A 23846-nucleotide genomic window follows, 5' to 3' on the forward strand; every position below is an offset into this window, starting at 1 on the left:
GTTTCCCTAGGGCTGAAGCCAGTGACTGGCTCCGGGATTCAGTCGGATAACCGATAAAAGCGCATCGGCGGGTTTCCTTTTGCCCGCGCCCCCCCCTCCCGGACCGCCCTCACGCCCCTCCTTCCACCCACTGCCCCACCCACCGCCATGCGATACATCGTATGGATTCCCCTCCCTTTTTGGTGTACCCAAAGCGCTGGACACATCGACAGCACAACACCGGGACAGTCTGCACATGCCGAGCTTCATCCACGCGGGGGACATCCATCTCGACAGCCCCCTCAAAGGCCTTGAGCGCTACGACGGCGCACCGGCCGAAGAGGTCCGCGCCGCCACGCGCCGCGCCCTCGACACCCTCGTCACCTACACCCTCGACGAAGGCATCCCTCTCGTCGTCCTCGCGGGCGACATCTACGACGGAGACTGGAAGGACTTCCAGACCGGACTCTTCTTCGCCAGCCAAATGACGCGCCTGCGCCACGGCGGCGTGCGCGTGGTCATGCTCCACGGCAATCACGACGCCGCCAGTTCCATCACCCGTCACCTGCCCCTGCCGGAAAACGTCACCGTGCTCGACTCGCGCCAGCCGCAGACCGTCGTTTTCGACGACCTCACCGTCGCCGTGCATGGCCAAAGCTTCCCTACCCCGGCGGTCACTGAAAACCTCGCCGCGAACTATCCCACAGCAATTGCCGGACTTTTCAACATCGGCCTGCTGCACACCGCTGCCAGCGGCAGCGAGGGGCACGCCAACTATGCCCCGTGCAGCATGGCGGACCTCGCGGCAACGGGCTACGACTACTGGGCGCTGGGCCACGTCCACGACCACAAGATCCTCGGCACAGAGCCGCCGGTGGTCTACTGCGGTTGCCTGCAAGGCCGCCACATCCGCGAGACCGGTCCCAAGGGCTGCGTGCGCGTGGATGTCGACGCCTCGGGCCACGCCGTCCACACCTTCGTCCCGATGGATGTCATGCGCTGGGCGTCCGTCGCCGTGGACGCCACTGACGCCGCCACGACGCACGACATCGCCGAGCGTTTCGCGACCGCCCTTGGGGACGAACTGCGCGCCGCAGAGGGCCGCCCGCTGGCCGTGCGCCTGACCATCACCGGAGCCTGCGCGGCCCACGCCGAACTGTCGGCGGACCCGGACAGAACCGCCGCGCTCATCCGCCACGCCGCCACGGACGCCAGCGCCGCACGGGCATGGGTGGAAAAGATCATCCTCGCCACGAGCGCCCCGGTGGATGTGGCGGCGCTACGCTCCTCGAACACCCCGCAGGGCGAACTGCTGCGCTATCTGGACCGGCTGGAATCCGGCGACGAAAATTTCGACGATCTGGGCTTCGACATTGCCGACCTGCGGACCAAGCTCCCCGCCGCCATAGACCTCCCGGACACGAGCGACCCAGCCGTGCGCTCGGCCCTTGTGCGCGACGCGCGTGAGCTACTCTTGGCGCGCATCGTGGCCCACTCCGGAGACGTCGCATGAAATTCCTGACGCTCAACCTCGAAGCCTACGGCCCGTTCACGAACAGCGCGCTGCGCTTCTCCGCCAACGGATTCGGCCTGCACGTCGTCTACGGTCCCAACGAGGCAGGCAAAAGCTCCGCCCTGCGCGCCCTGACCAACCTGCTCTACGGCATCCCCGAACGCACGCAGGACGACTTCATCCATCAGACGAAGCACCTGCGCATCGGCGCGCGCATCGCCGGAAACGACGGCGCAACCCTCGACATTATCCGCCGCAAGGGCCGCAAGAACACGCTCCTCGACGCCACCGGCCAGCCTATGGACGAGGGCGCGCTCGCCTCGCACCTCTCCGGCGTCAGCCGCGAGACCTTCGAAACGCTCTTCGGCATCAGCCACCGCACCCTGTCCGAGGGCGGGCGCGACATCCTGCGCTCCGGCGGCGGACTTGGCGAAAGCCTGTTCGCGGCGGGGTCCGGCATCGCCAACCTGCGCGACATTCTCGACGCCCTTCGCGCCGAGCAGGACGCCCTGTTCACCCCGCGCGGCAGAAATCAACGCCTCAATGCCGCGCTGACCCAACATGCCGCCAAGGTGCAGGAGGCCCGCGATCTGGCCACCGCGCCCCGCGTCTTCGAGGAACTTCGCGAAGAGTTCGACCGGCGTAGCGCGGAACGCAACGCTATCCAGCGCGACATCGACGACCTCACCCGCCGCGTCAGCCGTCTGGACCGCCTGTGCTCGGCGCGGCCGATCATCCTGCGCAGGGACGCGCTCCTCGCCGAGCAGGCGCACGTGGCAAACGCCCCCCTGCTGGCGGACGATTTTGCCAGACGCCGGGAGGCCGCGCAGACCGCCCTCGCCGAGCAGAGCGCCCTTCGCGCGCGGCTCGCTGGCGACGTGTCACGGCTCACCACCGACATCGCCGCCCTCGACGTGCCCGAGGCGCTTCTCGACATGGCCGCGCGCGTGGAAAAAGTGGCGACGACCGAAAGCGCCCATCGCAAGGCCCAGCTGGACCGCCCCCGCATCGAGGGCGAATGTGCCGAATTCCGCACCCGTGCCACGCGCCTGCTGGCCGGACTGCGCCCGGACCTCGACCTCGCCGACGCGGGATGCCTGCGCCTGAACAGACCCCAGCGCGAAACCATCCGTAGCGCCGGGGAACAGCTCACCCGCGCCACGGACCGCCAAAGCGCGGCCGAACAGGCCCAGCGGGACACCACCCGCGCCCTCGACACGGCCCGCACGGCTCTCGACGCGCTTCCCGCCGCTCCCGACGTCACTGAACTCGCGGCCACCATCACCCGCGCCCAGTCCTTCGGCGACCTGCGCACGCGCTACGCCGAGGCCCTCAAGGAACATCAGACGGCCCAAAAGGACGTGCAAACGCTCCTCGATCGCCTCCCCCTATGGCAGGGAGACATCGACAAACTGACGGCCCTTCCCGTCCCGCCCGAGGAGTCCGTCCGCACCGCCGAGGCCGACGCACAGCGCCTCGACGATGCGGCCCGCACTCTCGATACGGACATCGACCGCCTGCGCCACGAACGCCTGCGCCGCGCGGCCGACCTCGAACAGGCCAGTTCCGGCGGCACGGTGCCCGACCACGCCGAACTCGCCGCCGCCCGCAGCGAGCGCGACCGGACATGGCGGCTCGTGCGCGAGGCGTGGTGCGAGAAAAGCGACGCCTACCGTGCCGAATTCGAAACCCCCACAGCCCTTGCCGACACGTTCGACCGCCGCCTGCACGAGGGCGACGCCACCGCGGACGACATGTTCCGCCACGCCGAGCGCGTCACCCTGCGCGAAACCGCCCAGAGCGACCTGCGCCGCATCGACGCCGAACTTACGCAGCTCACTGACCAGAAAAAACGGCTTGAGCGCGAACGCGAGGACTTCACCGCGCGCTGGGCCGCGTTGTGGAACCCCTGCGGCATAACGCCCCTCGACCCCGCAGGCATGCGCGGCTGGCTGGGCATGCGCGCCGAAGCCCTACGCCACGCCGAAACCCTGCGTTCCAGACGCCAGACCATGGACGGCATCGGGGACACCGTCCGCGCCTGCATCGACGACATCACCGCATGCATGACGGCCCTCGCCCAGCCCCTCGACGCGGATACGCGCCTCCAAAACGCCATCGCCCGCGCCGAGGCGCTCGTGCGCGACGCCGAAACCACACGCCAGACGCGCTGCGACATGGAGCGGGAAATCCGTCGCCTCGCCGCCGAAGCGCAGACTGCCAAGGCCGTAGCCGAGGACGCCGCGACTCTGCACGAAAAAGCCCGTCTGGACTGGAAACAGGCCATTGCTCCCCTCGGCCTCGCCAGCATCCCCGCACCGCGCGAGGCCTTCGCCGCCCTCGACGACATCACGGACCTCTTCGTAGCGCTGGACGAGGCGGCCTCGCGCCGCACGCGCATCGACGACATCGACCGGGAATTCGCCGCATTCTCCACCGAGGTGAACGCGCTGACCGCAGCCCTCGCGCCGGAGCTGACCACACTTCGCCCCGAGGACGCCGCATCGCAGCTTGGGGTGCGCCTCAATCAGACACGGGCCAATGCCGAAAAACGCGCCCTCCTCTCCGCTCAACTTGCGGACGCCCGCTCGGCACTCGGCGAAACGGAAACGGCCATCGCCCGCGCCGAGGCGCACCTTCGCGCCATGTGCGCCGAGGCCAACGTGACCACCGCCGACGCGCTCCCCAAAGCCGAAACAGCCTCCGCCCGCCGCAGGGAGACTGAAAAGGCCCTGCGCGAAGCGGAAAACCAGATTCTGACCTTCACCGGAACGGATGACCCCACGGCCTTTGCCGACGAGGTCACAGACACCGACCCCGACGCCGCCAACGCCGAACTGGCCCGCCTCACCACGGAGCGCGACAGGGCCGAAGAACAGCGCACCGCGCTGGACCGCGAAATCGGCAGCCTGAAGACCCGCCTCGACGCGCTGGACGGGCGCTCCCGCGCGGCGACCTGCGCGGAGGAAGCGGAACAGGTGCTGGCAGGCATGCAGACCGACGTGGACCGCCTCGTACGGCTGCGGCTGGCCTCCGCCGTGCTGACCACCGAAATCGAACGCTACCGCCGCGAACACCAGAACCCCGTGCTGACCCGCGCCGCAAAGCTCTTCAGCACGCTGACCCTCGGCTCCTTCGACGGCCTACGGGCCGACATCGGCGAGGGCGACGAGCCGGTGCTCATGGGCACGCGCAACGGCGACCAACGCATCGAGGTCGCCGCCATGAGCGACGGCACGCGCGACCAGCTCTACCTGAGCCTGCGGCTTGCCGCGCTCTCCCACTATCTGGACGCCAATCCGCCGCTGCCCTTTGTGGTGGACGACATCCTCGTGCATTTCGACGACGACCGCTCCCGCGCGACGCTTGGCGTTCTCGCGGAACTGGCGCGCCGGACGCAGGTGATCTTCTTCACCCACCACACGCGCCTGTGCGAACTGGCCCGCGACGCCGTTCCCCACGATCTTCTTCTCGAACTGAATCTTCCCGGATGCTAGAAAGGAGCACGCGATGCCATACATCACGCAGGACCGCCGCGAAGCCTTCGACGACCTTCTCGAACAGCTCGCGGCCAATGTCGAGAGCGAAGGGGAAATGAACTACTGCATCTACAGGCTGGCCTCGCTGGTGGTCGAGCGCACGGGCGAAAGCTACGCCAAGCTCGCCATGTGTTCGAGCGCCATGGAACACGCCAAGCTCGAATGGTACCGCAGGCATCTCGCCCCCTACGAAGACCGCAAGATCGCCGAAAACGGCGACATTCGCTGACACACGGAGCCGCCATGCACAGGGACTCGAAAATCTACGTCGCCGGACACCGGGGCCTTGTCGGCTCGGCCATCGTCCGCGCCCTCGGCCGCGCCGGATACGGCAACATCATAACCGCCACCCACGCCCAGTGCGACCTCACCGAACAGGCCGCCGTGCGCGACTTCCTCGCCCTGCACAAGCCGGAATACGTCTTTATGGCCGCGGCGCGCGTGGGCGGCATCCTCGCCAACGACACCCGCCCGGCGGAATTCATCCGCGACAACCTCGCCATCGAAACAAATATCATCCACGAGGCATGGGCCAGCGGCGTCCGCAAATTCCTGTTCCTCGGCTCGTCGTGCATCTATCCGCGCCTCGCTCCGCAGCCCATGCGCGAGGAGCACCTGCTCACGGGACCGCTGGAATCCACCAACGAGTGGTACGCCATCGCCAAGATAGCGGGCATCAAGATGTGTCAGGCCTATCGCCGCCAGTACGGGTTCGACGCCATAAGCCTCATGCCGACCAACCTCTATGGCCCCGCCGACAACTTCGACCCGGTGAGCTCCCACGTGGTGCCCGCCCTCATCCGCAAGTTCCACGAGGCCAAGGCCTTGGGCGCGAAGCAGGCCTCGGTATGGGGCACCGGCACGCCCCGGCGCGAATTCCTGCACGTGGACGACCTCGCCGAAGCCTGCGTGTTCCTCATGCGCAACTACTCCGGCGAGGACATCGTCAACGTCGGCACCGGTCGCGACATGAGCATCCGCGAACTGGCAGAGATGATCCGCGACATCGTCGGCTTCGACGGAGACATCGTCTTCGACGCCTCCCGCCCCGACGGCACGCCGCAAAAACTCCTCGACGTGTCGAGGCTCACGGCGCTTGGCTGGCACCCAGCGCGCGACCTCCGCGAGGGGCTCGCCGAAACCTACGCATGGTTCACGGCCAACGCCGCGTCCCGCGCCTAGGCCCCCGCTACACAGCAGCCCACACGGGGCATCCCGTCCCTGGTCCAAACAAAAACCCCCGCCAATGGCGGGGGTTTCTTCCCTGTGTCCTACGACGGGAGGAGGCTATTTCTTGCCGCGACGGGCTTCCTTCCTCTTCTCCCACAGCTTCATGTCTTTCATCTTCTTGCGGCGCTCGCGCTGCAGGGCCTTACAGATGAGCGGGGTGCCCTTCTTATAGCCCCATTTCTCGCGGTATTCGTCCGGGGTCAGGCCGAACTTGGCGAGATTCTTCTTGGTGAGTATCTTGTAGGGCTTGCCGTCTTCGAGATTGATGATGGACTTCTCGCGGATGGCCTTGCGCGGGTCGACATCCGGCTCGTACTTCTCCTCCACGCGCGGCGTGCCCTCGGAAATTCCCCTGATGCCGTCGGCCAGCTTCCTGACCATGGACGTGATTTCCTCTTCGGTCAGGGTGCGCACGCTGGCCTGCGCCTTGACGATCTCCAGCGCTTCCTTCAAGTAATCATCCATCATGGCATCTCCTTGTTTACAGCCGGGGCATATCGCCTGCCGTGCATGATGTCAGAAAGAGAAAGACTTCCGACGACTCCAGCCACAACAGTACTTCATACTGTATCTAGTATGTTGCATATTTGCCCTATCAAATCAACCCCATTTTTCACGAAGCGATATACCTTCACACGCACAGTGAACATCGCACCAAAAACGTGGAGAACCGCCACTATCCCCTGCATCTTCGCATCCACAGAGCATCCCCACCACAACATGAACATGCGGCTCTCTCCGAAAAACTCGCAGTAGCATCGGCAAACGGCTCGAAACCGGACGTCTTCCGTAAACCGCGTGACCATTTTCCCCCGAAACGGCCGCTCACCCGCCATCCACTGCGCGCACGCCCCAAAGACGAGCCGCAATCGCCCCAAAGCGGATTTACAAGGACACGGAATGGACTTATAGACCATGACTACCGGACGATGGCACACGCCCTCGCAACCGCACGCAGGAGGACACATGAAATACATCATCTTCGAGGATTTCTCCGGCCGCCCCTGCCCGTTCATTTTTCCCGACAAGATCAGGCATGAGGAGATGCGGGAGCAGCTTCCGTATTCCGTCGTCATCTCCGCAGGATACGTGGACATGATCGGCGGAAGGCTCGTCTGCCACGGCGTCGCGAAGGAACTCGGCACACAGGCTGGACCAGACGACGCAACCATGATCGCCGCAAATTTCGAACCCGCTGAAGGCTGACCAAGCCCTTCAGGAAAGAGAGAGCAACGCCCCCCGGCACACCGCTAGGGGGCGTTCGTTTTTCTGCGCCACTTACGACGATTGCGCTAACCGCCGTGCATGCTATCATGAGCCGATTCCCTGCGGAGGATGGTGCATGCACCCCACAGAGCCGACTCGTCCACAGCCCACACGCCCCCCGCGCCGTCGCGCACGCGTCGCCGCGCTCCTCATCGCCGCACCGTTCGCCGCGCTCATCGCCCTCGCCGCCCTCATCGCCCTGCGTCCGGACCTCGCCCTGCCCATGGCCATACGCGCGGCCGCAATGGCAGGAATCCACCTGACCGTCGAAAACGCCACCTTCACGCCTTCGCCGCCCTCACTGCGCCTTGCGGGCGTCGGCATCGAGACCTCGGACTCCCGCCTGTCCGCCAGCGTTCCAAGCTGTTCCATCGTCTTCTCCCCGGCAGCCCTCCTTCGCGGCGAGCGCTGGATAGCCGCCATAGAGGCGCAGTCCCCGCGCGTACGCCTGACCGTGCGGGCCTCGGAAGGCTCCGGTACCGGCCCGCCCCCACTCCGCCTTCCACGCGCCATCGGGCACCTGCGCGTCGCCGATGCGGGCATGGACATAGCCGCCCCCGGCTGGAGTGCGGCGCTCACGGGCTGCACCATCGACGCCGCACCGGACGGGTCCGACATGCTGCTCACCCTCGCCGCTGAAGCCGCCGTCCACACGGACGCCGCCACGGGCCTCGCCAGCCGGAGCAATGCCTCCCTGACCGCACGCTGCACCTTCCACCCGGACGGTCGCGCCCGCGCGATCATGACCGCGGCCCCCCTCTCCATCGCTACGCCCCACGTCGGGGCCTCGGGCACGCTGTCCGTCGGTGCCAGCATGGATGGCACTCGGCTCGACGTGGACTCGCTGGAACTGCGCCTCGACGACGCCACACTTCCCATTGCCGAGGCCAACGCGACCATCACGCCAGGGCCGCTGACCCTGTCCCTGCGCGGCGGTGTGGACCTCGCCACTTCGGACGCCACCCTCGCCGGACTCGAACTGCACGTCGGCGACTGGCTGGAGGCGGCAGGCTCCGCGCAGGCGGACCGTAGCGGACTGCGTCACGCCGCGTTGCAGGCGCTCGTGCCGGACGTTGCCCTTGCGCTCGCCGTCCTCGCCCCGCTTCTACCTGCGGAAATCGCCAACTGGTCAGCCTCGGGCGCGCTGTCCCTCTCGCTCGTCGCGGAGCCGCCAACCCCAGACGCCGCACCGGACGCCGCGCCGGAACTGCACGCACAGGTGGAGGTGCCGAAGCTCGCCGTCCACTCCGCGCGCCACGGCACGCGCCTCGACATTTCCGGCACCGTCGATGCCACCGCGCCACTCACCGCCCCCAGCGCCAACGCCACGGCCCTCTCGGGCATGCTGCGCCTGCGGGGCAGTCATGCATCGCCTGCCCTCGGCGTCTCGGACCTCGACGCCCGCGTCACCCTCTCGGGCACGGCAAACGCGCCAGTGGCGGATCGCATTGAGGTGAAGTTCCCGGCCCGCGCCCTGACCATCGCGGGCACGAGGCTCGCGCTGGGCGACATCACCGCCACGGCTGGCCTGCGCCTCGACGCCGGAACCCTGCACGCCACAACCTTGCACATCGAGAAACTGCGCATCGCCGAAACGCGCCTCGGCACCGCAGACGGCGACCTGCGCATTCCCCTCGCCGATCCGACGGCATCGCGGATACGCCTGACCCTGCGCGCCGCGCCGCTGGCCACGCTGGCCGCCATCCTCGACGAATCGAAGCTCCTCCCCGTACGACTCCCCACTCCATCAGGGCACGCCGACATCGCGCTCCTCGCCGACCCCGCGCCCGGCGGAACACGCCTGCGGGCCAACGCGGACATAACAGACGCAGGTTTCGCCACGGACGACGGCATGATACTCACAAGCGGAATCCATGCGCTCTTCACGGCGGAAGTCGCGGCATCGCCAAAGCGCCCCTTCACCCTCACCGCGAACGTCGACCACGGGGAACTGCTGTGGAGCACCGTGTACCTGAACCTCGGCGACATGCCGCTGGCTGCCGACGTCTCAGGCACAGCGCCAGACGAACGCACCCTCGCAGACCTACGTGCCCACCTGCGCTTCGCCGGACTGTGCACGGCCGACGTCGCCCGCGCCCACCTCGCCCTCGCCGACGACAAAACGGCCTACGCCGGGCGCATCGACATCCGCGCCGACGACCTGTCCGGCCTATTCCGCACCTTTGTGCTCGAACCGCTGGGGGCCATTCGGCCGGAACTCGCAGGCAGCGCCATCGACGGGCAGCTGCAACTCGGGGCGGACATCACGGGTGACACGACCAGCACGGACGCGGCGGGGCGCATCGCCCTGCGCGACATGACCATCGCCGCTCCCGCATGGGACGTGGTCATCGAGGATGCGCAACTCGACCTGCCCTTCGCCTACGCCTTCGGCCGCACGCCGCCCACTCCGAAACCGCCGACAACCGACGCATGGGGCCGCCTGCGCGTCGCTCGCCTGCATCTGCCCACGGGCAACGCCACGGCCATGGACGTTGGCATCGCCCTCCAGCCCAACCGGCTTGTGCTGCGCGATGCCGCCGTTATGCCGCTATTCGGCGGCCGCCTCACCCTCGACGGACTGCGCGTGAACGATCCGCTGGGCAAAGCCTTCGCCGCAACGTGCCGCGCCAGAGTTGAAGACCTCAACCTCGCGGCATTGCCCACCGGCATCCCGCTTGAAGGCCTCATCTCGGGAAGCCTCGGGCACGTCAGTATCAACACGCAGGAACTTGCGGCATCGGGGTCACTTTCCGGCTCCTTCTTCGGCGGACGGCTCGACCTCGGTGGCGTCTCCGTGCGCCGCCCCCTGTCCACGGGACGCGTCATCGGTGTGGACAGACTGCACATCCCGGGCATCGACCTCGCCCGCATGAGCGAGGCCCTCGGCATCGGGCGCATCACGGGCCGTCTCGACTGGATGACCGACGGCCTGCGCGTGGCCTACGGCCAACCCGTGGCCTTCACCATGACCATGCGCTCCGTGCCCACGCGCGGCGTCAGCCAACGGGTGAGCCTCAAGGCCGTGGACTCGATCTCCGTCATCGGAACGGGACAGGGGCTGGCGGGGGTGGGCGTCGGGGCCTTCGCCTCGGCCTTCAAGGACTTCGGCTACGCCGTCATCGGCATCGGCTGCGAACTCGACGACGACATTCTCTCCGTGCGAGGACTCCACCGCGATGGCAATATGGAGTATCTCATCAAGAAGCCCCTGCTGTTCGGCATCAACGTCATCAACCGCAACCCGGACAACCGCATCTCCTTCTCCGACATGATGGAGCGCATCCGCCGCGTGACGGCCAAGCGCCCGGAGAACGCGGACACCGGCAAGGAGGCACCGTGATGCAACGGATCACTCGCGTTCTCGGCTGGATAGGCATCCTCGGCATGCTCGCGGCCTGCGTGACCGTGAACATCTACTTCCCGGCCGCCGAGGTGCGGCAGGCTGCGGACAAGATCGTCGATGACGTATACGGCGCAACGCCGCAAAAAACGCCCGCGCCCGAGAGCCCGAAGGCCAAACCCGGTGACTCCAGCGCCCTGCCGACGATCCTCGCGCTCCTCGGCCCACGCGCGGCCCACGCGCAGGACGCCACAACCGTCAGCAACGCCGCCATTCGCGGCCTCAAGGACCAGATACAAAACGACCACACCGCGCTCGTGCCCTACTACACCAGCGGGCACGTCGGCATCGGGCGAGACGGCTCGCTCGCACTGCGTGACGGCGGCGGGCTGAACATGCAGCAGCTCGCGCAGGTCAAGCGCCTCATCGCGGCGGACAACTCCACCCGCGCGGCGCTCTACGCCGAGGTGGCCAAGGCCCTGCAGACCACGGAGACGGACAAGGTCCGCGCCATCTTCGCCGACACATGGCGCGCCAAGGCCGCGGCAGGTTGGTGGATTCAGGACGATTCCGGCGCATGGCGGCAAAAGTAGCCAACGTGGCTGAAACACCGCCGCCCACAGCGGCACAAGCCAAAGGAGAACCGCGATGACAGTGACGGCAGCGGCACTTGAGGCCAAGATACGCGAAATGTACCCGGAACTGGACAGCCATTCCCTTGATGTCAACGTCATGGCCGACGCCGCCACTGGCGACTGGCTGGTGACCATCGACAAAGGCGGCACGACATTAAGTACCCGCATCACGGACGCGGACGCGCGGGAATGTCTGGAGGGCGTCAAGTGCGTCCACCTCGGCGTGCAGATCGGCACATTCATCAAAAACTACTGCCTTGGGGGCGGTGCCTGCATCACCTAGGGCTTGCCAATGCATGACGGGAACTTATCCTGTTGGGCGGGGTGACAGCATCCCCGCCCTTTTTCGCGTGCCATCCGGTCCGTTTGCAGGTACACACGTCATGCGACCATCCGGTACGCGCACCCGTCCCACACATGCGGCCCACGCTGAAGCGGACGGAAACCCAAGGAGATTTCAGGAGTGACAGATGCTTCGCAAACTTGTTCTGCTCATCGGGGCGCTGTGCATGAGCGCATCGCTTAACGCCGCACCGACGGCTTTCGCGCAGACCGGCCCGGCACTCTCGGTTCTGCCCAACGGTCTCAAGGTCCTCGTCCAGCGCGACACGCGCTTCCCGCTGGTGTCGCTGCGCCTGTACGTGCACGCCGGTTCCGCCTTCGAGCAGCCGGAACAGGCGGGCATAAGCCACCTGCTGGAGCACATGGTCTTCAAGGGCTCCGAACACCGCGCAGCGGGACAGGTGGCCGAGGACGTCGAAGGCGCGGGCGGCTACCTGAACGCCTCCACCAGCTTCGACTACACCGTCTACAAGATCGACGTCCCGGCCGAGCGCATCGAGCTTGGCCTCGACGTTCTTAAGGATATGACCTTCGGCGCATCCATCGACCCCGAGGAGCTGGAGCGAGAGAAGAAGGTCGTCCTCGCCGAACTGGAGCGCGGCGAGGACTCGCCCACAAGCCGCCTGTTCCAGTCCATCCAACCGATGCTGTGGAAGGGCACGCCCTACGCGTGGCCCATCATCGGCTACCGTGACACCGTGTCCGCCATCACCCGCGACAACATCCGCAACTACGTGGCCCGCCACTACCAGCCGCAGTCCATGCTGGCCGTGGTCTGCGGCGACGTGAATGAAGCCGACGCCCTCGCCCTCGTGGAAAAATACTTCGGCGAGCTGCGAAACGACGTGACCATCACGCCCAAACAGCCCCTGCCGCTGCCGGAAAACGGCGGTCCGCGCTACGCCGTGGCCAAGGGTCCGTGGAACAAGGCCTACGTTGCGCTGGCCTTCCCCCTGCCAAGCCTGCATTCCGACGACGTGCCCGGCCTCGACCTGTTGAGCCACATGCTCGGCGGCGACGACACCTCGCGCCTGTACCGCCGCTTCAAATACGAGCTCGGCCTCGTGGACAGCATCTCCGCTTTCAGCATGACGCTCGATCAGGCCGGGATGCTCTACGTGTCCGCCGTGCTCGACGCCGACAAGCTCGAAAAGTTCTGGACCGAACTCCACGCCACGCTGGCCGCCCTCGGCGCAGACAGCTTCACGGACGGCGAACTGCGCCGCGCCCGCCTGAATCTGGAGGACTCGCTGTACTCCTCCAAGGAGACCATCGGTGGGCTGACCTCCAAAATCGGCTACTTCCAGTTCTTCGAAAACGGCGTTGACGCCGAGGACCGCTACATCTCGCGCATGGAGGCCGTGGACCGCGCCGAGCTCGGGCGGCTCATCGCCACCTACATCTCCCCCGAATCCATGTGCGTGGCCGTGCAGTTGCCCGACAACGGCGACGAGCCGCAAAAGGTCGAGGCCTCCCTCGCCGCTGCCGTGAACAAGGCGTGGCCGGGAACGACCGCCAAGCGCCACGCCGATGCGGCTGGCAGCCGTGGCGACACCGAGACCATCGACCTCGGCAACGGCCACAGCGTCATCCTCCAGCCTGACGGCACGCTACCCTACACGTCCATCACGCTGGTCTACGGCGGCGGTGACGCGCTACTGTTCCCGGACGAGCAGGGACTGGCCGCGCTGACCGCCAATGCGCTGACCAAGGGCGCGGGCAACCTCTCAGCCCCGCAGTACGAAGACTTCCTGTCCGACAGGGCGGCTGGCATCTCGGCCTCGGTGGGCCGCGACATGTTCGCCGTCTCCGCACGCTATCCCTCGCGCTTCGAGTCCGACATGCTCGGTCTGTTCGCCAACACGCTCAACGCGCCGACCTTCGCCGACGAGGAAGTGGACCGCGCCCGCACCGAACAGGTCGCAGGCATCCGCGCCAGCGAAGACCAGCCGCTGGGGCTGGCCTTCCGCCGCATGTTCCCCTTCCTGTTCACCGGTAGCGGCTACGGCTATCTGCATGAAGGCCTTCCCGAGGAACTGTCCCGCTTCGGTGCGAAGGAAGTGAAGGACTTCTGGAGCCGCCAGGCCCGTCAGCGCTGGACGCTGTGCGTCTGCGGCAGCTTCGACCGCGAGGCCATCCTCGCCCTTGCGAACGACATCGCCGCAAAGGGCAAGGCCGAGCCGTTCGTCTTCCCCACGCCGGAATGGAACGCGGACAGGCAGCTGGAGTTGAAACTGGCCGAACGCAACCAGTCGCACATCATCGTGGTCTTCCCGGTGCCGGGTTCGGACAGCGCCGAGACGGCAGGGCTGGACCTGCTGCGCCAGACACTGGCCGGGCAGGGCGGCCTGCTCTTCCGCGAACTGCGCGACAGGCAGGGGCTTGGCTACACGGTCACGGCCTTCCTGTGGCAGGCTCCGAACACTGGTCTCATGGCCTTCTACATCGGCACCTATCCGGACAAGATGGAGCAGGCCATGCAGGGATTCCGCGACACCGTCGCCGCCCTGCACGCCGACACCCTCCCCGCCGACGTCGTTGACCGCGCCCGCAACCTGCTGCACGGCGACTACTACCGCGAGCACCAGAGCCTGTCCTCTCGCTCGCGCGAGGCTGCGTGGCAGAGCATTCGCGGTTACGCACTCGACCACAACCGCAAGCTCATCGACGAGGCTCAGACCATCACGCCCGAGGCGCTGCGCGAACTGTCCCAAAAGTACCTCGACTGGGACCGCGCCTACGTCATCACCGTCGAACCCTGACCAAGCCCCGTCGCATCCTGAAAACAGCAAAGCCCCCGGATATTCCGGGGGCTTTGCCATTTCGCGAAACACCGAAGCATCGCGCAACGAAAAGGGCCGGACCGCCAATGGCGATCCGGCCCCGTCGAAGCATCTGTCTGCGCGGCGCTTAGCTCACCGCGTCGCGGATGACGTTGCAGATCTCCACGATCTGCGCGTCCTCCAGATAGGGATGCATGGGCAGGCTGAAGATGCGGCTTGCGCTGTCCTCGGTGACGGGCATGTCGCCCTCACGGTAGCCGAGGGAAGCGAAGGCCTTCTGCTGGTGCAGGGGCAGCGGGTAGTAGATCATGGACGGAATGTCCGCCTCGCGCAGGGCCTTCTGGATGAGGTTGCGATCCTCAGCCAGCAGGGAGTACTGCGCCCACGCGCTGGTGCAGTGTTCGGGCACCGTGGGGGTGACCAAACCGGGCACACCGGCCAGAAGCTCGGTGTAGCGATCGGCAACGCGCTGGCGCTCGGCAAGCTCGCCGGGGAAGATGGGCAGCTTGGCGAGGAGCACGGCGGCCTGGATGGAATCGAGGCGGCCGTTGATGCCCACGCGCACGTTCTCGTAACGGTTTTCGCCCATGCCGTGGATCATGATGGAGCGCATGAGGCTGGCCATCTGATCGTCATCGGTGAACACCGCGCCGCCGTCGCCGTAGCCGCCGAGCGGCTTGGCCGGGAAGAAGCTGGTGGCCGCGACGTGGCCGAGGGAGCCGGTGCGGCGGCCCTTGTAGGTCGCGCCGAAGCTCTGCGCGCCGTCCTCCAGCACGAACATGCCGTGCTTCTGGGCCAGATCCATGATGGCGTCGTAGTCGGCGGGAATGCCGAACAGGTCCACAGGGATGATGCCACGGGGAGTGAGGTCCTTGGCGCAGCGAGGCAGGCGGCAGCCTGCGGTCTCGCCGGTCTTGAGGGCCATGATCGCGCGGCGCAGGGCGTCCACGTCGATGTTGAAGGTCACGGGGTCGATGTCCACGAAGATCGGGGTTGCGCCGGTGAGGGCGATGACCTCGGCGGTGGCCACGAAGGTGAACGGCGTGGTGAACACGGCGTCGCCGGGGCCTACGCCATGCGCCATGAGCGCCAGCAGCAGGGCGTCCGTGCCGCTGGAGCAGCTGATGGCGTGCTTCACGCCCGCGAACTCCGCAAGCTTCGCGTCAAGCTCGTGCACCTCGGGGCCCATGATGTACTGGCCGTGTTCGAGCACGTCGATGATGCGCTTCTTGATGTCATTCTCGATGTGGCGGTACTGGGTCTTGAGGTCGATGAAAGGCATTTTCATTGTGTATCTCCGTATGGACCGCGGAGTGCCGCGGAGTTTTCCGAATCCTGTTGCAGAGCCGACAGCCCCGCCCCGTTGCGCCGATGGCGCGTTCCGCAGGCGGAACAGGTCAGCGAATCGTCAAGTCGTTCGCCGCAGGCGCACATCCAGCCCGCCTGCCGCGCGGGGTTGCCCATGACCAGCGCGTGATCCGGCACGCTGTGCGTCACCACCGCCCCAGCTCCCACGAAAGCGTGGCGGCCGATGGTCACCCCGCAGACGATGGTGCAGTTGGCCCCAAGCGTTGCGCCACGACGGACCAGCGTCTCGCGCACCTCGTGCATGCGCGGCACGTGGCTGCGCGGATTGAACACGTTGGTGAAGACCATGGACGGTCCGCAGAACACGTCGTCCTCCAGGGTCACGCCCCGGTACACGGACACGTTGTTCTGAATCTTGCAGCCGTTGCCGATGCGCACGTCGGGCCCGAGGCACACGTTCTGCCCTATGCGGCATCCCGCGCCGATCTCGGTCCCCGTCATCACGTGCGAAAAATGCCAGACCACCGTTCCGGAACCGATGTGTGCGCCATCGTCCACGTAGGCGCTCTCATGCACGGTGGCGCTTGGAGCCACGCCGCTGCGCCTATGCGCTGCACCCTTGGCGGGGCCGGATTCGAGCGAACGCTGGGCCTCGTTGAGCACACGCAGCACGCGCACGCCCTCGTCGCCGTCCGTACGGGGCCGCGCGCCCTGTGCGATGCAATCGAGAAAATGCAGGCACTCCCGACGAAGCGGCTCGGCCTCGGCCACCGGCTCGTACACCGGCTCGGCGCGGGTGGGCACGGGCATGTGCCCCTCCCAGTCGATGCGGTGCGGATACAGCGCCAATTTCTCGGACCACGGGCGCGTATCGTCGAACACGGCCATGGCGCGCTCGCCCACCACCACAAGGCGCTGCTCCTTGAACGGATGCAGCCACGACACGAACACGTGCGCCTTGAGTCCGGACGGAAAATCAAGATGCGTCACCGTCACGTCCGCGATGCGCCGGTGCAGGTAGTTGCCGCCCACGGCCATCACGTTCTCCGGCTCCTCGCCCGCGAGGGCCAGAATCATGGAGATGTCGTGCGGCGCAAAGGACCACAGCGAATTCTCCTCGCGCCGGATCTTGCCCAGATTCAAACGGCGCGAATAGATGTAGTTGATGCGCCCCAGCGCACCGGCGTCCACCAGTTCGGCCAGCCGTTCGAAGGCAGGATGGTAGCGCAAAAGATGCCCCACCATGAGCACCAGCCCGCGCTCCTGCGCCAGTCCGGCAAGCTCGCGCCCCTCGTCGGCATCGAGGGCCAGCGGTTTTTCAACGAACACGTGCCGCCCGGCAAGGAGCGCCTCGCGGGCCTGCGTGAAATGCATCTCCGCCGGGGTGGCAAGCACCACGCCGCGTACGGCCTCGTCGGCCAGCACACCGCTTAAGGACACGCCCGTGGGCACGCCGGGGGCGGACTCGCGAAACAGCCGCAGCACTTCCTCGTCCCGGTCGCACACGCGCACGAGCGCACCGAGTTCGCGGAAGTTGCGCACGAGGTTACGGCCCCAGTATCCGGAGCCGACCACCGCCACGCCGGGCCGTTTCGTCACGCCCATGCAGCCTCCTTCGGGAGGATGTCAGCCTCCCACGGTTGCCCCGCTCGCCAGCGACCATCCGTCGCGGCAGGCGCATCCGCCATGCGTGTCCGCCGCGCCGCCAACGCCACAACGGCGGAGGCAACGCACCGGAAATCATAGCAGAATGACCGCGCATCCGGGAAGGGCTGAAATGCCTTCTTCCGCCCCCAATCGCACGAGGCACGCGCATGGCGCGGCATTCGGCACGGGACACGGGGCATACCGCTCTGTCTTCCGTCCACGGCTCCCGCATGTCAACCCCCTTTGCATCGGCCTGCGCACGCAGCCGCTTGCCATTCAAGGACTGTTTGCGCGCCAGCGCCCGCAAAACGCCGCATTTCAGCACCCATTGGACCGCGACGATGAAGGGCCTCCCGCAGCGGAAATCCGCCGCGAAAGGCCCTCGTCACGCCGCGCTCGCATATGCGACGCGGCTTCGGAAGTCACAAGCTAAACGATTACAATACAGGTTTCGTCCACCTCGCTCGACGAGTCGAAGGCCGCCACCTCGTACCACGTGTTTCCGGTGTCGTCGCCATCGGAGTCGAAGTAGAGATCGCCATTGTGGGCGTCGTAGATGAACACCGCGCCGTCCACGCCCACGTTGTCGCCAGCGGTGTAATCCGTGGAACGCACGAAGCGCGCGGCGTCGAGCTTTCCGGCCGCAAGTCCGCCAAAGGCCGAACCGAGGAAGGCGAGCGTATCCACCCCGCAGTAGAAGTTCGAGATGTGGTCCATGCCGTGGGATGGATCGCCGAAGTAGACGGTGTCGCTGCCCTCGCCCACGTCGATGCTGTCATAGCCGTCGCCGCCGGAAAGGAAGTCGTTGCCGCTGCCGCCGGAGATGGTCTCGTCCGCCGCCGCGCCGAGGATGGTGTCCGCATAGTCCGATCCGATCACCTTCTCCACGTTGCGCACCACGTCCACGCCCGCTCCGCCGGTGTTCTGCGCCCCGGTGTTGGCGAGGTTCAGGGTGATGGACGATGTCGCGTCGTCGTAGTCCACGAGGTCGGTGCCGTCGCCGCCGTCCAGCGTATCGTCACCAAGGCCGCCCTCAAGGGTGTCGTTGCCGCTGCCACCGATCAGGGAGTCGTTGCCCGCGCCGCCGTCCAGTTCCACGGCGGTCGATCCGCCATGCATGGTGTCTCCCTGCGCCGTGCCGATGACGATTTCCACGTTGCTCACGTTGCCCGAGGCCGCACCGGTGTACAGTCCGTCGGAGAGATTCACGCTCACCGCGCCGGACAGGCCGGAAAAGTCCGCCGTGTCCGTCCCAGCGCCACCGTCGAGGGTATCCGTACCCGTGGAGGCGTACAGCGTGTCGTTGCCGTAGTTTCCAAGCAGGCTGTCGTTGCCGCCCTCACCACGGAGCACATCGTTGCCGTAGTCGCCGTCGATGGTGTCGTTGCCATCGCCACCGGACAGGGAATCATTGTAATAATCGCCCTCGATGCGGTTGGCCGCGCTGCTGCCAATCACGGTGGAATTGCCCGCATAGCCGTAGAGGTCCACGTCCTCGATGCCGGAGAGGGTATCCGTCACCCCGCCATGGACCGCCGTACCCGCGGCGAGATTCAAATTCACGGCCTCGGAGTAGCGCACGCGGTCCGTGCCCGTCCCGCCGGACAGGGAGTTGGCCCCGGCTCCGCCGTCGAGGGTGTCGTCGCCAGCGCCGCCGGACAGCGTGTCGTTACCAGCGCCGCCGTCGAGGCTGTCATTGCCGGTGTCGCCGGAGAGCACGTCGTTGCCGTCCTCGCCCCACAGGGAATCGTTGGAGCCGGACGTTCCGCCGCCGCCGACGATGCTGTCGTTGCCCGCTCCGCCCTTGAACCAGTTGCCGGACGTCCCCTGCTCGGCCTTGCCGATAAAGGTGTCCGCGTAGGACGAACCGATGATCTGCTCTATGCCGCTCAGCGTATCGTTGCCGCTCGATGTCGTGACGGACCCGGCTCCCGCGCCGCCGCCGCTCATGTCCACGCTGACCCCTGTGGTCTCCTCGATGTAGGACACGAGGTCCGTTCCGGTGTCGCCGTTGATATAGTCCGCGCCCGCGCCGCCATAGATGGTATCGTTGTCCGCTCCCGCGTCGAGGCTGTCGTTGCCAGCGCCGCCGTAGACGGTGTCCGTACCCGCTCCTGCGGACACGGTGTCGTTGCCGTTGCCGCCGAGGATGGAGTCGTTGCCGCCAGCGCTCAAGATCTGATCATCGCCGTCGCCACCGTCGAGGGTGTCGTTGCCGTTGCCGGTGCCGAGCACGTCGCCCCCGCCAAGGCCCGAGAGCTTGCGCGACCACGTGCTGCCGCTGCTGAGGATCAGCATATCCACGCCCGAGGTGCCGATGATGCCCTCCACGCCCGAGAGCGTGGTGACGTAGCCGCCGATGGTGACGGTGATGCCGCCGCTCTGCGTGTCCTCGCTACATGTCGAGATAGCCGTGGAAACATTAGCGAAGCTCGCCCAGTCCGTACCGGAGTCACCAACGAGGGAATCCCCGGCGATGTCGGAGCCGTAGCCTTCGAGGGTGTCGTCGCCGTAGCCGCCGTAGAGCGTGTTGGATGACGCGCTGCCGCGCAGGTAGTCGTTGCCGTAGCTGCCACGCACGTTCTCGATGTTGACGATGGTATCCGCGCCTGACGCGGCTGTGCCCGTACCGGGATTGTAGTTCGTGGAGCCGATGGTCAGCGTGTCCGAGGACAGGTTGACCACCACGGCCTCGTACGAGGCTGTGCCGCCGTAGGCGTCCATGGAATAGTCCACGGTGTCGGCCGTTGTCTGCGAGCCGCCGTCGATGGTGTCGTTACCCGCGCCGCCGAAGATGAGGTCATCGTCATCGTTGCCCCACATCGAGTCGTTCCCCGTGCCGCCGGACAGGGTGTCCGCCTCGCTTCCGCCGTCGAGATAATCGTTACCCGCATCGCCATAGAGCACATCCTGTCCGGAATACCCACCGTGGATACTGTCGTCGCTGTCACCGCCGTAGAGGGTGTCATTCCCGCCGGAGCCATCCAGCGTATCCTGCCCCGCGCCACCGCGAATCTGGTTCGCACTGCTGTTGCCGTAGAAGGTGTCTGCGTAGCTCGAACCGATGATGTTGCTGATGCCGTTCAGGGTGTCAGTCCCCTCGCCGGAGAAGGTCGCGTTGCCGGTGTCCGCGAGGTAGCCGCTCACGCCTGCGGTAGCACCGCTGAAATCCGCCCAGTCATCACCGTCGCCAAGCAGCGAGTCGTCGCCCGCGCCGCCGCGCAGGGTGTCGGCGTAGCTGGCTCCGCCCGCCGCGTTCAGCACGTCGTTACCCGATCCACCGATGAGGGAACTCGCCGAATCGGAGCGGGCCGTCAGCGTGTCGTTGCCGCTGCCGCCCTCGGCATGCTCCATGTAGGAGAAGCTGTCCGTGCCCGTGCCGTCGTTGACGGTGCCCGAGCCGGTGCCAAGGTTTACGGTAATCGCCGTGGTAAATCCGGAGTAGGACAGCAGGTCTCCACCGCCTGTGGACACGGCATTGTTGCTGCCGCCAACGAGCGTATCGGCCCCCGCACCACCGCGAATCGTATCGTCGCCGTAACCGCCGTCGAGGCTGTCCGCGCCCGCCGCGCCGTAGATGCTGTCGTTGCCGTAGCCGCCTTCGAGTGTGTTGGCGAGGCTGTCGCCGCTTAGGGTGTCGTTGTAGGAACTGCCGTAAATCTGTTCGATACCCGTGAGGGTATCCGTGTACGATCCGGCCTGCGTAGCGCGCCCGGCGCTCAAGTCCACATTGACCTGCTCGCTGTAGAGGGCACGGTCGATGCCCGCCCCGCCGTCGATGCTGTCGTTGCCGAGGCCACCGGTCAGCGTGTCGTTGTCCGCGTCGCCCTGAAGCAGATCGTCATCGTCGTTGCCGTACAGGGAGTCCGCGCCCACACCGCCCATGAGGGTATCCCGCCCCGTCCCTCCGTAGATGAGATCGTTGCCAGTGTTGCCCTGCACGGAGTCGTTGTCGGCTCCCGCATCGATGAAGTCGTTGTCCGCGCCGCCATCGATGCTGTCCGCGCCGCGCCCGCCGTAGAGGTAGTCCGCCCCGCCCTCGCCGAGGAGCGTATCCGCGCCGGTCTTGGTGGCGGACATGTCGTCGCCGTAGATGGTGTCGGCCCCGTCGCCGCCACTTGCGGAGTCGTTGCCGCCCTCGCCCACGAGGATGTTGCCGAGGCTGTCACCAATGGCCGTATCCGCGAAGTCCGTGCCGCGCACGTTCTCGATGCCGGACAGGGTCACCTGCTCGCTCGGGTCGATGGTGCCCCACGCCCGGCCAAGGGTCAGGTTCGCGGTGCCCCCGCTGTCCTCGCCCTCCTTCAAAAAATCCGCCCAGTCGCTGCCCGCACCGCCGATGAGCGAATCCGCGCCGTCTCCGGCGTAGAGGGTGTCGTCGCCCGCACCGCCGTCGAGGGTGTCGTTCCCGCCGCCGCCAGCCAACGCATTGCCGAGGCTATCGCCGATCATCATGTCCCCGAAGTCCGAGCCGACAATCTGCACATTGCCAGAAATGGAATCCGTGGAGCCGCCGAGGATGGTGCCCGTGCTCATGTTCACGGTGATGGACGTGGCATTGTCCTCGTAAGAGACGACGGTGCCGGACGTGCCCACGAAGGTGTCGTCCCCGGCACCACCGATGAGGGTCGCCCCGTAGTAGGAATCCACCAGCGAATCGTTGCCGTCTCCGCCGTAAAGCGTGGTGGAATAGCCCCCGGCCACGAGGGTGTCGTTGCCCCCCTCGCCGTAGAGCGCGCCGCGCCCGTAAAGGCTGTCGTTGCCCTCGCCTCCGTAGAGCGAATTATCGCCCGACGTGTCGTAGAGGGTATCGTGCCCGGCCTGCCCGTAGAGCGAATCGTCGCCGTACGAGCCGTTCAGGGAGTCGTTGCCGGTTCCGCCGTCCAGCGTGTCGGACCACGAGTAGCCAACGAGCGTATCATGCCCGCCGTAGCCGAGCATGAACGCCTTGCCGTAGCCCTCCTCGTAGGCATAGAGCTTTTCCGACACGTCGGTGCCGGTGATGATGATGTCCGCCAACTCGCGCCCGGGAACCTCCTGCGATCCGGGCTGAGTCTCCCCGCCCGTCTCGCCGCCACCACCGGGCTGCGTCTCGCCTCCGGGAAGCGTCTCCTCGGCAGGCAGCGTGGTCGGAGGCACCACGTCTTCGTCATCCCCCTCGGTCGACGTGAAAAGCTCCGTGGTCACGAACTCGGGCGGCCCGAAGGTCACCAGCGTATCCCCCGCCTCGGAAAACAGCTTGGAAAGCAATTCCTCTATCCCCACGGTCAATTCGAAGGTACCTGCAAAGGGCACCTGCGGGCCGAAGGGCAACCCCTCCGGAAGACCCTCGTCAGGTGGAGGTCCCTCCTCGGGAAGCTCTTCGCCTTCTCCCTCTCCAGGGGGAGTCTCTTCCACGCCGGCCAACTCCTCCTCGCCCGCCCCTTCGGTCTCGTCGCCCTCGCCTCCGGTGTCGCCGCCATCCTCCACGCCCCCCTCGGGCACGGGGATGGAAAGGATGGGCGCAATGGCCTGGAAGAAGGCCTTTTCCGTCTCGGTGTACGAACGCAGCGCCCCCAGCCGCCCACCCTCGAAGATGTCGAGCATGCGGTTGGCGTCGGTGATGACCACGGTGCCGAACGGTGTGGTGATGGTGAGGTCCAGCCCGTCGTACTGGAACACACCCACCTTCTCGCCGCCGGGGCGGATGTCGAGGTCGGCGCCGGTGCCACGGATGCCGATGGTGGCCAGCGGCGAGCGCAACTCCACGCCCTCGGGGTTGGCCTTAGCGATAGCGCCGGTCACGGTACGGAACGTGCCCTCGGCGAGCTTGAGCGCCATGCCCGAGGCCCCGTCCACATCGGGGTTGAAAACGTAGGAGTCCACGCTCATGCGCGCGTTCTCGCCCTGCGAGAAGACCGTGTCGTCCGTGAACCGGATTTCCACGCTACTCCCCCCACCGGTCACAAGGCTCTCCTGCGCATAGATGGGGCTGTCCATGGACAGCTCGCGCGCTCCATCCCCGGACTCGGCAAACACCTGCCCCTTCAACGCGACGACGACACCGATCTGCTCCGCCATGGCTTCCTCCATTGCGTAGGGATTTGTCCCATTCTTTCGAATACAATGAATTCAGTCGCAATGCAACGCGGTGCGCAAATGCCATCGTGCACATTCAAAAAGAAAACACAACCAACATATTGCCACTCAAAAGCTTTTCATTAGCAGCATATGTAACATACTTTCACCACACATATTTTCAAATCATTTGGCAAACACCGC

At 66.4% G+C, this 23846-nt stretch carries 13 protein-coding genes; 9 read left to right on the top strand and 4 right to left on the bottom strand.

The annotated features are described in order from the left end of the window. The first annotated feature begins 235 nt into the window (after nt 1–235). Genes GGQ74_RS13105 through fcl form a run of 4 tightly spaced genes read left to right on the top strand, consistent with a single transcriptional unit; the run spans nt 236 to nt 6213 of the window. Nucleotides 236–1492 (top strand): metallophosphoesterase family protein, encoded by a 1257-nt coding sequence (locus tag GGQ74_RS13105; RefSeq protein WP_167942047.1) that lies wholly within the window; start codon nt 236–238, stop codon nt 1490–1492. Next, nucleotides 1489–4989, top strand: a complete 3501-nt coding sequence (locus GGQ74_RS13110) for a YhaN family protein (RefSeq protein WP_167942048.1) — start codon at nt 1489–1491, stop codon at nt 4987–4989. Before GGQ74_RS13105 ends, GGQ74_RS13110 begins: the two co-directional genes overlap by 4 nt. A gap of 13 nt (nt 4990–5002) precedes the next feature. Continuing rightward, nucleotides 5003–5260, top strand: coding sequence for a DUF6899 family protein (locus tag GGQ74_RS13115; RefSeq protein WP_167942049.1), 258 nt, complete (start codon nt 5003–5005; stop codon nt 5258–5260). A gap of 14 nt (nt 5261–5274) precedes the next feature. After that, nucleotides 5275–6213 (top strand): GDP-L-fucose synthase, encoded by a 939-nt coding sequence (gene fcl, locus GGQ74_RS13120; RefSeq protein WP_167942050.1) that lies wholly within the window; start codon nt 5275–5277, stop codon nt 6211–6213. Between the two features lie 105 nt (nt 6214–6318). Here the strand turns inward: fcl and GGQ74_RS13125 are convergent, their stop codons facing one another. Then, nucleotides 6319–6726 carry a Ros/MucR family transcriptional regulator gene (locus tag GGQ74_RS13125; RefSeq protein WP_167942223.1) on the bottom strand — a complete coding sequence of 136 codons (408 nt, stop codon included), beginning with the start codon at nt 6724–6726 and terminating at the stop codon, nt 6319–6321. 501 nt (nt 6727–7227) lie between these two features. On the opposite strand from GGQ74_RS13125, the gene GGQ74_RS13130 reads away from it, so the two are divergent. From GGQ74_RS13130 to GGQ74_RS13150, 5 genes are all read left to right on the top strand, one after another. Then, on the top strand, nt 7228–7467 hold the full coding sequence (locus GGQ74_RS13130; RefSeq protein ID WP_167942051.1) for a hypothetical protein: 240 nt from the start codon (nt 7228–7230) through the stop codon (nt 7465–7467). Nucleotides 7468–7603: 136 nt separating this feature from the next. Beyond that, nucleotides 7604–10870, top strand: coding sequence for a hypothetical protein (locus tag GGQ74_RS13135; RefSeq protein WP_167942052.1), 3267 nt, complete (start codon nt 7604–7606; stop codon nt 10868–10870). After that, a complete protein-coding gene (locus GGQ74_RS13140; protein ID WP_209280203.1) occupies nt 10870–11463 on the top strand; it encodes a DUF1318 domain-containing protein in 594 nt (197 codons plus the stop codon). The genes GGQ74_RS13135 and GGQ74_RS13140 overlap by 1 nt, the downstream gene beginning before the upstream one ends. Nucleotides 11464–11518: 55 nt before the next feature. Next, nucleotides 11519–11788 (top strand): hypothetical protein, encoded by a 270-nt coding sequence (locus GGQ74_RS13145; RefSeq protein ID WP_167942054.1) that lies wholly within the window; start codon nt 11519–11521, stop codon nt 11786–11788. Nucleotides 11789–11975: 187 nt separating this feature from the next. Further along, on the top strand, nt 11976–14609 hold the full coding sequence (locus tag GGQ74_RS13150; protein WP_167942055.1) for a M16 family metallopeptidase: 2634 nt from the start codon (nt 11976–11978) through the stop codon (nt 14607–14609). A gap of 148 nt (nt 14610–14757) precedes the next feature. Here the strand turns inward: GGQ74_RS13150 and GGQ74_RS13155 are convergent, their stop codons facing one another. The 3 genes from GGQ74_RS13155 to GGQ74_RS13165 all read right to left on the bottom strand — a co-directional run bounded on the left by GGQ74_RS13155 (nt 14758) and on the right by GGQ74_RS13165 (nt 23645). After that, complete coding sequence (locus GGQ74_RS13155; protein ID WP_167942056.1) at nt 14758–15918, bottom strand: DegT/DnrJ/EryC1/StrS family aminotransferase; 1161 nt, start codon at nt 15916–15918, stop codon at nt 14758–14760. Then, the gene (locus GGQ74_RS13160; protein WP_167942057.1) at nt 15915–17543 is read right to left on the bottom strand and encodes a Gfo/Idh/MocA family oxidoreductase; all 1629 of its coding nucleotides are present in this window, start codon (nt 17541–17543) and stop codon (nt 15915–15917) included. Before GGQ74_RS13160 ends, GGQ74_RS13155 begins: the two co-directional genes overlap by 4 nt. Before the next feature lie 471 nt (nt 17544–18014). Beyond that, nucleotides 18015–23645 (bottom strand): FecR domain-containing protein, encoded by a 5631-nt coding sequence (locus tag GGQ74_RS13165; protein WP_167942058.1) that lies wholly within the window; start codon nt 23643–23645, stop codon nt 18015–18017. Nucleotides 23646–23846: the final 201 nt, after the last annotated feature.

Source organism: Desulfobaculum xiamenense, assembly GCF_011927665.1.
Taxonomy (GTDB): domain Bacteria; phylum Desulfobacterota; class Desulfovibrionia; order Desulfovibrionales; family Desulfovibrionaceae; genus Desulfobaculum; species Desulfobaculum xiamenense.

Bases quoted from the DNA above. Each gene is read 5' to 3' on its own strand.
- GGQ74_RS13105 (WP_167942047.1), top strand. From the start codon at position 236: ATGCCGAGCTTCATCCACGCGGGGGACATCCATCTCGACAGCCCCCTC.
- GGQ74_RS13110 (WP_167942048.1), top strand. From the start codon at position 1,489: ATGAAATTCCTGACGCTCAACCTCGAAGCCTACGGCCCGTTCACGAAC.
- GGQ74_RS13115 (WP_167942049.1), top strand. From the start codon at position 5,003: ATGCCATACATCACGCAGGACCGCCGCGAAGCCTTCGACGACCTTCTC.
- fcl (WP_167942050.1), top strand. From the start codon at position 5,275: ATGCACAGGGACTCGAAAATCTACGTCGCCGGACACCGGGGCCTTGTC.
- GGQ74_RS13125 (WP_167942223.1), bottom strand. From the start codon at position 6,726: ATGGATGATTACTTGAAGGAAGCGCTGGAGATCGTCAAGGCGCAGGCC.
- GGQ74_RS13130 (WP_167942051.1), top strand. From the start codon at position 7,228: ATGAAATACATCATCTTCGAGGATTTCTCCGGCCGCCCCTGCCCGTTC.
- GGQ74_RS13135 (WP_167942052.1), top strand. From the start codon at position 7,604: ATGCACCCCACAGAGCCGACTCGTCCACAGCCCACACGCCCCCCGCGC.
- GGQ74_RS13140 (WP_209280203.1), top strand. From the start codon at position 10,870: ATGCAACGGATCACTCGCGTTCTCGGCTGGATAGGCATCCTCGGCATG.
- GGQ74_RS13145 (WP_167942054.1), top strand. From the start codon at position 11,519: ATGACAGTGACGGCAGCGGCACTTGAGGCCAAGATACGCGAAATGTAC.
- GGQ74_RS13150 (WP_167942055.1), top strand. From the start codon at position 11,976: ATGCTTCGCAAACTTGTTCTGCTCATCGGGGCGCTGTGCATGAGCGCA.
- GGQ74_RS13155 (WP_167942056.1), bottom strand. From the start codon at position 15,918: ATGAAAATGCCTTTCATCGACCTCAAGACCCAGTACCGCCACATCGAG.
- GGQ74_RS13160 (WP_167942057.1), bottom strand. From the start codon at position 17,543: ATGGGCGTGACGAAACGGCCCGGCGTGGCGGTGGTCGGCTCCGGATAC.
- GGQ74_RS13165 (WP_167942058.1), bottom strand. From the start codon at position 23,645: ATGGCGGAGCAGATCGGTGTCGTCGTCGCGTTGAAGGGGCAGGTGTTT.